The sequence below is a fragment of the Sulfurivirga caldicuralii genome (genome assembly GCF_900141795.1).
Taxonomy (GTDB): Bacteria; Pseudomonadota; Gammaproteobacteria; order Thiomicrospirales; family Thiomicrospiraceae; genus Sulfurivirga; species Sulfurivirga caldicuralii.
In genome coordinates, this window is sequence record NZ_FSRE01000007.1 from 1 (window position 1) to 1,244 (window position 1,244).

Annotated in this window: 2 protein-coding genes; both read left to right on the forward strand. The window is 52.9% G+C overall.

Annotated features, from left to right (window positions below):
• The first annotated feature begins 27 nt into the window (after positions 1 to 27).
• Entirely contained in the window at positions 28 to 849 is an 822-nt protein-coding gene (locus BUQ81_RS08505) for a flagellin N-terminal helical domain-containing protein (protein WP_074201984.1), read from the forward strand.
• A gap of 41 nt (positions 850 to 890) precedes the next feature.
• Positions 891 to 1,244: flagellar protein FlaG (locus tag BUQ81_RS08655; protein ID WP_143598492.1), on the forward strand; the 354-nt coding region annotated here is incomplete at its 3' end.

The window sequence follows — 1,244 nt, forward strand, 5'->3', positions numbered from 1 at the left end:
CCAAGCAAGCCAAAAAGGAGATCAATCATGGCATTGGTAATCAACACCAACATGTCGTCAGAAAACGCTGTACGACTGCTGGATCAGACTTCCCGTTCCCAGAAGGTATCCATGGAGCGTCTGACGTCTGGTCTGCGTATCAACCATACTGCTGATGATGCGGCCGGCAAGGCCGTGGTCACCATCATGGACTCTCAGGTCCGCGGGACCGACATGGCGATTCGTAATGCCAACGACGGCATTTCCCTGACTCAGACCATGGACGGTGCCTTGGAAGAGGCAGTGAACATGATGCAGCGCATGCGCGAGCTGGCGGTGCAGATGGCCAACGAAACCTATACCTCTGCTCAGCGTGCCGATGCCCAGAAAGAGGTGTCTCAGCTGCAGATCGAGATCAGCCGTATTGCGGTAACGACCAAGTTTAATGGCCGCACCTTGCTGGATTCCACCAGCGCGATGAGTTTTCACGTAGGTTGGGAGCAAGGCGCTGTAAACCAGATTAATCTTAGCAAAATTAATCTGACTACTACGGCTCGCCAATATGGTTCGGTTGATGTAACAACTCAGTCTGGCGCAGTGAGTGCTCTGAGTCTGCTCGATAAGGATATTTCCCAGATCAATATCGCACGTGCGAAACTGGGGGCGGTACAGAACCGTTTCGAGCATACCATTTCCAACCTGCAGAACGTTAACGAAAACATCAAGGCCGCGCGCAGCCAGATTCAGGATGCTGACTTTGCTCGTGAATCTGCCAACCTGGCACGTACTCAGGTACTGCAGCAGGCTGGTATGGCGATGCTGTCGCAGGCGAATCAGAACTCTCAACAGGTCCTCAGTCTGTTGCGTTAACACGCAGGTTCAAACTTAGTTGACCTTAGAGGGAGAAACCTATGAGCATGGAAATCAAATCCACCGGACTCATGGCGAATCTCCCTCAGTCTGCTTCAACCAGGCCGGGGGAGGTTCCCGAGGAGCCTGTAGGTAGGCAGCAAGGTTCTGGTGAAATCCGGAGCGATTCCGTGTCATCTTCACCGGAGCGTCTGCACCAATTGGCTGAACGACTGAATGAAACCCTGTCGTCCAGTGCCTTGAAGTTTGAGGTAGATGCCTCTCACCAGACAGCCATTATCAAGGTGGTGGATACGCAGGATAACAAGGTCATTCGCCAGATCCCAAGCGAAGAAGCTTTGGCCAGGCTGGAGATGATCCAGCGCTATCTGGAGCAGAGTGATTATGGGGATGGT

Excerpts from the sequence above, each read along its gene's own strand:
- BUQ81_RS08505 (WP_074201984.1), top strand. The coding sequence starts at position 28 with ATGGCATTGGTAATCAACACCAACATGTCGTCAGAAAACGCTGTACGA.